The organism is Methylobacterium sp. J-088 (genome assembly GCF_022829295.1).
Classification (GTDB): domain Bacteria; phylum Pseudomonadota; class Alphaproteobacteria; order Rhizobiales; family Beijerinckiaceae; genus Methylobacterium.
This window is the reverse complement of the sequence record NZ_JAKSYH010000068.1, coordinates 26,945-34,736: the sequence shown is the minus strand read 5'-3', so window position 1 is coordinate 34,736 and position 7,792 is coordinate 26,945. Positions and strand designations below refer to the sequence as shown.

Here is a 7,792-nt window from a genome sequence, read left to right as displayed (position 1 = left end):
CGGTGTCGCTGTTGCCCGGATGGGCGAGCACCGACCACAACAGCGGCACCCGGAAGCGACGCGTGACGATGGCCAGCATCAGGATATTGACGTCTTTTCGGCCGAGCTTCCAGCGGGTGCGATCGAGCGCCAGGCATTTGGGCCGGGTCAGCTTGAGCATGCGCACCACCAGCGTGGCGATCACGGCCTGATCGAGACGCACGTGCTGGAAGAAGCGTTGCAGGCGGCGGTACTTCGAGGCGTAGCGGGCCGGGCCGTGGCACTGGCTGGCGATATGGGTGAGGTTGACCGTCCGGCTGTGGATCAAGCCGATCAGCAACATGCTCAGCGTCTCAAGACGCGATTTGCCCAGGCCCAGATGCGCCGATAGGCTCTCGATCAGGGCGGTGCGCAGACAAGCGGACATGGGGGGATCCCTTTGGCGAGGAATCCCTCAGTCCACCACGGCGCGCCGCCCGCCGCCACTGTGTCGTGTACCGAGCGCGTTGCAATCGGGCACGGCTCTAAGCTCGTGTTGTGACACGCTCACTTGCGCCGAACCGGCGTCCACTTCGGCGGAAAGCGCTATAAGCAGGGAACGCCCTACGGATCCAACCCCTCCTCGACCCGCCGGGCCGCGCGCAGCTTCTCGACTCGGACCACCGAGAAAATGGAGGCCTCGTAAAGGAGCAGCATCGGCAGGGCCAAGGAGAGCTGGGAAATCACGTCGGGCGGCGTCAGTACGGCCGCGGCGACGAAGACCAGTACGATGGCGTAACGCCGCTTCTCGCGCAGGAACGCCGCGTCGATGATGCCGATCTGGCCCAGCAGGGTGAGGATGACGGGCAGCTGGAACGCGATGCCAAAGGCAAAGATCAGTGTCATGATCAACGAAAGGTATTCGTCGACCTTGGGCATCAGCTTGATCGTCGGCTCGCCGGCCACGCCGACCTGCTGGAGCGAGACCGAGAACTTGATCAGCAGCGGCATCGCCAGAAAGAAGACCACGAGCGCGCCGAGCAGGAAGAAGATCGGCGTCGCCACGAGGTAGGGCAGGAAGGCCTTGCGCTCGTTGCGGTAGAGGCCTGGCGCCACGAAAGCGTAGATCTGGTTGGCGATCACCGGGAAGGCCAGGAACGCCGCGCCGAAGACGCTGAGCTTGATGTTGGTGAACACCTGCTCGAGAAAATGGGTCGCGATCAGCTCCGCGTTCGCCGTCCCCACCACCGAGGTGTAGGGGTAGACGAGCACGTTGTAGATATCGCGCGAGAAGAAGAAGCAAGCGAAGAACATCACCACAAAGGCGATGAGAGACTTGATCAGGCGCGCACGCAGCTCGATCAAGTGTTCGAGCAACGGAGCCCGGGAGGCTTCGATCTCGGCCTCGTCGGCGTCGGTGCTCATTGGGCGGCGGCGCCGTTCTTCGGATCAATCGGAGCGTCGTGGCCGGGAACCGGCTCCGCCGGGGGCCCGAACGGGTCCTCGACCGAGCCGGGCACCGGAAGTGGAACATCCACGGCTGCCGCAGGCGAAGCCGAGTGCGTCCTGGTCTCGGCTGGCGCCGGTTCGGCCAAGGCAGGAGCGGCGTCCTGCTCGGCCTTCAACTGCGCCGTGGCCTCGGCCAGCGAGCGCGTGTCCGCCTCGGGCGGCGGGGGACCGAGCTTTTCCGGTCCGACCTTGGTCCGGCCTTCGACGGCGCCCTTCAACTCGTCACGGATCGTCTGGACGGGATTGAAGGTCGACCCCACGCCGCGCACGGTGTTGCGGATCCCGTCGACCTCGCGGCGAACCTCGTCGAGTTCGGCCTCGCGGATCGCCTCGTTGAACTGCATCTGGAACTCGCCGGCCATGCGGCGCAGCTTCGAAGTGATCTGCCCCACGGTGCGCAACGCCTTCGGCAGGTCTTTCGGCCCGATGACGATGAGGGCGACGCCGCCGATCAGCATCACCTCGCCCCAACTCATGTCCAGCATGTCGTCGACGGTCCTGCTGCCCTGGGAACCGAACCGCAGCCCGGCCCCCGTCAGGCTCTACACCAGCGCACGCTTCAAGACAGTCCCAAAGACCGTCCCGTCGCTCAGACCGGCTTGCGTTCGCCGCCCGGGATGTGGCTCGCCGGGATGGCGGTGCCGGGGCTGGTCTCGGCGGTGTGCGGGATCGTGCGGACGGGCTCGTTCGGCGGCACCACGGTCGGGCTCGCCGGGGGCGTCTCGTCCTCGGCCATGCCCTTCTTGAACGCCTTGATGCCCTTGGCGACGTCACCCATCAGGTCGGAGACCTTGCCGCGCCCGAAGAGTAGCATCACGATGACCGCGACGATGACCCAATGCCAGATACTCATGCTGCCCATGGCAACCTCCTGCGTGCGCCCCGACGAAGCGGGAGCGGGACGCCACGTCCGGGTGAGGAATTCGGGGCGAACCTAGGGATCACGCCGCCCGAACACAAGCACGGGCGGTGCCAGGGGCGGTGGAAGGCCGCGGTTCAGGCGGCCGCGAGAGCCGCCGCGAACCGAGCGCGCGCCTGCGGCACGTCCAAGCCGTCGCCGGTGGGATCGAGGCGCCCCAGCGCAGCGGTGGCCCGCTCCGCGGCGCGCTCTGCCAGGATCGGAGCGGCCTCGGCGACCGCGCGCATCTCGTCCATCGCACCGTTGCAGTGAAGCCCGATATCGATGCCCGCCGCGAAGGCACGCTCGGTTCGCTCGCGAAACGTCCCGGTCAGGGCATGCATCGACAGATCATCGGTCATCAGCAAGCCGTCGAAGCCGATCGCGCCGCGGATCACGTCTCGGATGACTGTGGGGGACTGGGTGGCCGGCCGCTCGGGATCGATGGCGGTGAAGACGACGTGCGCACTCATCGCCATAGGCAGGTCGGCGAGCGCGCGAAACGGCCGGAAGTCCTGCGCCTCCAGCGCGTCGCGGCTGGCCTCTACGATCGGCAGCCCGTGATGGCTGTCACACGCGGCGCGGCCGTGCCCCGGGATATGCTTCATCACCGGCAGGACGCCGCCAGCCATCAGGCCCTCGGCCACCGCCCGCGCGATTGCGGCAACAGAATCGGGGTTCGTCCCGTAGGCCCGGTCACCGATGATGTCGTGGGAGCCCGGCGCCGGAACGTCGAGGACGGGTGCGCAATCCACATTGATGCCGACCTCCGCGAGATCATGCGCCATCAGGCGCGCTCCGAGGCGCGCGACCGCCGTCGCGCTGCCGTTCAGCCGACCATAGCGACCGCCCGCCGGATAGGCCGGCCAGTGCGGCGGCCCCATCCGCTGGACCCGGCCGCCCTCCTGGTCGATCAAGATCGGCGCGAGCGTGCGCCCCAGGCAGGCGCGCAACGCGTCCGTCAGGGCGCGCACTTCCTCGGGCGTGCCGATATTCCGCTTGAACAGGATGAAGCCCCAGGGCTGCACGTCGCGGAAGAACGCCGCCTCCTCGGGGGAGAGCGACTTGCCGGCGCAGCCGAGAATCAGGGCACGGGAGGTCATCGGGACGTCTCGAAAGAACTCGGTGAATGGCGACGAAGAAACAAGCTGGATCGGGCCGATCCGATCGGCCCAGAGTCGGGCGGGAACGGGGAGCCGGCAAGTCGAATCGGCGGCCGGACGCCACGATTGAGCGCGCGGACCGCGAGTGTTGCCGCCGGGACTCGGAACGGGCGACGCGTACGGCACTGGTATCCGAGACCGCTGCGGCGCGGCCCAGGCCCCCGCTGAACCTGACCACTTCGATCAGCCGAGCCGAACGGGCTCGGATCGGGGTTCGCCTGTCGGGCTCGGCGTGGACTACGTCCGCTTCGTCATCGGACCGGGCCACGATCGGCCCCATCCCGACGTTCTGCGGGATGGGTCGCCGTGGCGTGTCAGTTCTTCGCGACGAAGCACTGGCCGCCAGCACTCTGAAGCGAACTGCACAGGCTGGACGCCGCCGTCTTTTCAAGCGGTCCGACGCGCACCCGGAAGATCGTCTTGCCGCCGACCTCCGCCTGGCGGATCAGCTCCGGCTTGCCGGCGAGCTGGCTGTACTTACCCTGCAACTGATGCAGGGCAGCCCGCGCCTCCGCGGCCGAGCCGCGGACTCCGAGCTGAACCGAGAACCCGCTCACCGAGCCGCTGGTCACGGGCGCATCGTCGGCGGCCGTGGTGCTGGCAGTCGTATCCGGGATGGAGGCCGGGCCCGCGGTGGCGACGCGCTGGGCGGCCTTCGGCGGAGGCTTGACGGCCACGGGCTTGGTCGGCGGCGCCTCGACGGGCGTCGGCGCCGGGGGAGCTTCGACGGAGGCGGACATCGCTTGCGGCGCGCTTGCGGCTGCCTGGCGTCCGAGCTTGGCCCTGGACACCGGCGGAGCCGGCGGCTCGTCCGTGGGCAGCACCATGGTGGGGATGGGCGACGGGCCCGCATCGGCCTGCGCCTCGCGGGCCGGCGCCGCGGGCGGCCCCTCGGGCTTCACCGCGACGGTGCGCACCCTCCTGGGCTCGCCGAACGCCTCGAACGGGCTGTTGCCCGGCGTCGTTCCGCCCTGGCTGGCTCCGCCGAGCGAGGGGCCCTGCGCCGCGCGCGCCGCCTCGGCGACGTCGAGGGGCTGCTCCTCGCGGTTCACGATCTTGATCTGGCCGTCCTTCTTGCCCTTCGGATCGTAGATCTGCCGGTTCTGATCGGGGATCTCGACGCCGTCGGCGACCTTGGGTGCGACCTTCATGGGCGTCGTATCGGCCTGCACGACCGGCACACCGCCGTGCCCGGTGTTGTTCAGACCCTTGTAGGTAAGCGCGCCCGTGACCGCGACGGTCACCACGGCGATCCCGGCGCCGACGGACAGCAGCCTGCGCCGCGGGTTGGTGCGCCGCAGGGGGCGGTCCTCCGCGTAGGCGTCATCGGCGACATCGGCAGCGGCAACGCCGGTATGGGCGTACGGCGCCTCCTCATGCGTGTCGCGCTCGACCGAGGCGAGATACTGATCGAAGGCGTCGGCCGGTAAGGCCTTGACGGGCTCGGGGGCGAAACTCGGCTCGACCCGTCCGTTCCAGGTATGCTGCGGCTCGACGGGTGCCGCGGCACGCATCTGATCGCGGGCCGCCAGGAGCGCGCGGAAGGGATCGTCCTGCCCGACGATCCGGGCCAGTTCGGCGAGGGGATCGACCTTGCCCGTGCCCTGCCCCCGGGGATTCTCCGGGTGCAGATCGCGCGCAAGGGCGTCCAGATCGACCTGAGCGCGCGAAGCGTTCGTCATGGCAGCATCCTCACATCAGCGCCGGTCGGAGGCCCGATGGTGCCGGGCCTATCGCATCTCGTCCGGCGCGGTCACACCAAGTACCGCGAGGCCCGCGGCAAGCGTGCTCCGAAGTGATTCGGCGAGCGCGAGCCGGGCCCAGGTGGACTTTCGATCGGTTGCATTAACAAACCGTAATTGCGGCAAGTCTTTGCCCTTGTTCCAGAAACTATGAAGCGCAGACGCGATTTCGTAGAGGTGGAAGGCAATTCGGTGCGGTTCATGGGCGGCGGCGGCCGACTCAAGCACCCGCGGGTACTGGGCGATCAGCCGCATCATCTCGGCCTCACCGGAATCAGTGAGCAGGTCGAACGCCGCCTCGCTGAGGAGGCCGGACGGGGACAGGTCGGAGTCCGGAAACGCCTCGCGCGCCTGCCTCTGGACCGAACGCACCCGGGCGTGGGCGTATTGCACGTAGAAGACCGGATTGTCCTTCGACTGCTCGACCACCTTGGCGAGGTCGAAATCCAGCGTCGCGTCGTTCTTGCGGTAGAGCATCATGAAGCGGATCGCGTCGCGACCGACCTCGTCGATGACGTCGCGCAGGGTGACGAACTCGCCGGCCCGCTTCGACATCTTCACCGGCTCACCTGCGCGCAACAGCCGCACGAGCTGGCAGAGCTTGACGTCGAGCGTCGCCTGGCCGTCGCTCACGGCTTTCACGGCAGCCTGCATGCGCTTGACGTAGCCGCCATGGTCGGCGCCGAGCACGTCGATCAACTCGGTGGCGCCCGCGAGGTACTTCGCCCGGTGATAGGCGATGTCGGAGGCGAAGTAGGTGTAGGACCCGTCGGACTTCAGCAGCGGCCGGTCGCTGTCGTCGCCGAATTCCTTGGTGCGGAACAGCGTCTGCTCGCGATCCTCCCAATCCTCGGGGAGCTGGCCCTTGGGCGGTGGCAGACGGCCCTCGTAGACCAGTCCGCGTTCACGCAATTCCTGGAGGAGCGCCTTCACGGCGCCGCTGTCCTGAAGCGTCCGCTCCGAGAAGAAAACGTCGTGCCGGATGCCGATCGCCGCCAGATCGCCCCGGATCATCGCCATCATCATGGCGAGCGCCGTCTCGCGCACCACCGGCAGCCATTCCGCCTCGGACTGGTCGAGAAGGGTGCGCCCGTGCGTATCGGCGAGCTTCGCGCCGACGGGCTTCAGGTAATCGCCCGGATAGAGGCCCTCCCCGATCACGAAGGGTTCGCCCAGCGCCTCGCGGTAGCGCTGGTAGGCCGAGCGGGCCAACACGTCGACCTGCGCGCCCGCGTCGTTGATGTAGTATTCCCGCGTGACCGTCCGGCCGGCGGCGACCAGCAGGTTGCACAAGGCGTCGCCGAACACGGCGCCCCGGCCGTGGCCGACATGCATCGGCCCGGTGGGGTTGGCCGAGACGTACTCGACGTTGATCGGACCACCCGGCATCTGCGCCCGGCCGAACGCTTCCGGCGCCGCGAGGGCGCTGCGCAGCACCGCGTGAAAGATCGCGGGATCGAGCCGCAGGTTGATGAAGCCGGGGCCGGCGACGCTGGCCTCCACGATTCGCGAATCGGTCCGCAATTCGGCGGCCAACGCCTCGCCGAGGGCCTTCGGGTTGGTCCGCGCCTCCTTGGCCAGGACCAGGGCCGCGTTGGTGGCGAGGTCGCCATGGGCTGGATCACGCGGTGGCTCGACGACCACGCGGCCGAGATCCAGTCCCTCCGGCAGCTGGCCGGCGCGCGTCAGCGCCTCGACGGCCTCGCGCACGCGCGCCTCGAACAGGGCGAATATGTTCATCGGTCTCGGTCTCGCTCGCGGGGAACCCGTCGCCCGGCTCGATCGGGCTGAGGCCGCTCCGGCCGTCTAGCAAGGGGGCGGGAGGGTGTCACGGCACCAGGGGTGGGCGGGGGCCCGATCGCGGACGGCCGGCACGCGGATCGCCGGGACAGGCCACCCCGCGCGGTGATTACCGACGGTGCCGAAAAGGTCTTGTTCCATTGAACGTTAGGCGGTGTCATTGCGGTCGATCGCGAATCCCCCGGTCGTGGAGGCATCAATGAAGACTTTGACGATCGTCGGCTCTGCGGTGTGTGCCCTCTTGCTGGCCGCGCCGGCCGCGGAGGCAGGTGGATTCCGGGGCGGCGGGTTCCACGGCGGACATTATGGCGGCGGCTACGGCGGGTTCCGCGCCGGGGGCTACGGTTATCGGGGTGGTTTCTACGGCCGTCGCTTTGGCTACGGCCATGGTCGCGGCTACGGACGCGGCCTCGGCTATGGGCTTGCGGGTGCGGGACTCGGCCTCGGACTGGGCCTCGCTGCCGGCAGCCTCTACGGCGGATACGGCTATGGCGGGTATGGCGGATACGGCTACGGCTACCCTGCGGCCTATGGTGGATATGGCTACGATTACGGCTATCCGGCCCCCTACGGCGGTTACGGCTGCGGCTGCTGATCTGGATCGACGCCGCGCGATTGCTGGGTCGCTGAACCGCGGTTTGACCGGGAAACGGACGTTCCCGGTCGCCTTCCGGTCAGGCCTGCGTACCGCCGCCGCTCGGGTCTGAGCGACCAAGGTCAAC

At 68.6% G+C, this 7,792-nt stretch carries 7 protein-coding genes and 1 pseudogene; 1 reads left to right on the top strand and 7 read right to left on the bottom strand.

Features of this window, described 5'->3' with window-relative positions:
* The 7 genes and pseudogenes from MKK63_RS08390 to argS all read right to left on the bottom strand — a co-directional run.
* Positions 1-406: pseudogene (locus tag MKK63_RS08390) on the bottom strand (IS4 family transposase); the annotation flags it as partial.
* A 176-nt stretch (positions 407-582) separates the two neighbouring features.
* The gene (gene tatC, locus MKK63_RS08385) at positions 583-1,383 is read right to left on the bottom strand and encodes a twin-arginine translocase subunit TatC (protein WP_244000562.1); all 801 of its coding nucleotides are present in this window, start codon (positions 1,381-1,383) and stop codon (positions 583-585) included.
* Positions 1,380-1,952, bottom strand: a complete 573-nt coding sequence (tatB, locus tag MKK63_RS08380; RefSeq protein ID WP_244000560.1) for a Sec-independent protein translocase protein TatB — start codon at positions 1,950-1,952, stop codon at positions 1,380-1,382. Before tatB ends, tatC begins: the two co-directional genes overlap by 4 nt.
* A 104-nt stretch (positions 1,953-2,056) precedes the next feature.
* Positions 2,057-2,329, bottom strand: coding sequence for a twin-arginine translocase TatA/TatE family subunit (locus MKK63_RS08375; RefSeq protein ID WP_244000557.1), 273 nt, complete (start codon positions 2,327-2,329; stop codon positions 2,057-2,059).
* Positions 2,330-2,463: 134 nt separating this feature from the next.
* Positions 2,464-3,468, bottom strand: a complete 1,005-nt coding sequence (nagZ, locus tag MKK63_RS08370; protein WP_244000555.1) for a beta-N-acetylhexosaminidase — start codon at positions 3,466-3,468, stop codon at positions 2,464-2,466.
* A gap of 374 nt (positions 3,469-3,842) precedes the next feature.
* On the bottom strand, positions 3,843-5,210 hold the full coding sequence (locus tag MKK63_RS08365; RefSeq protein ID WP_244000553.1) for an SPOR domain-containing protein: 1,368 nt from the start codon (positions 5,208-5,210) through the stop codon (positions 3,843-3,845).
* Positions 5,211-5,258: 48 nt separating this feature from the next.
* Positions 5,259-7,010, bottom strand: a complete 1,752-nt coding sequence (argS, locus tag MKK63_RS08360; protein WP_244000551.1) for an arginine--tRNA ligase — start codon at positions 7,008-7,010, stop codon at positions 5,259-5,261.
* 259 nt (positions 7,011-7,269) lie between these two features.
* Between argS and MKK63_RS08355 the strand changes: the two genes are divergently transcribed.
* Positions 7,270-7,665, top strand: coding sequence for a hypothetical protein (locus tag MKK63_RS08355; protein WP_244000549.1), 396 nt, complete (start codon positions 7,270-7,272; stop codon positions 7,663-7,665).
* Positions 7,666-7,792: the final 127 nt, after the last annotated feature.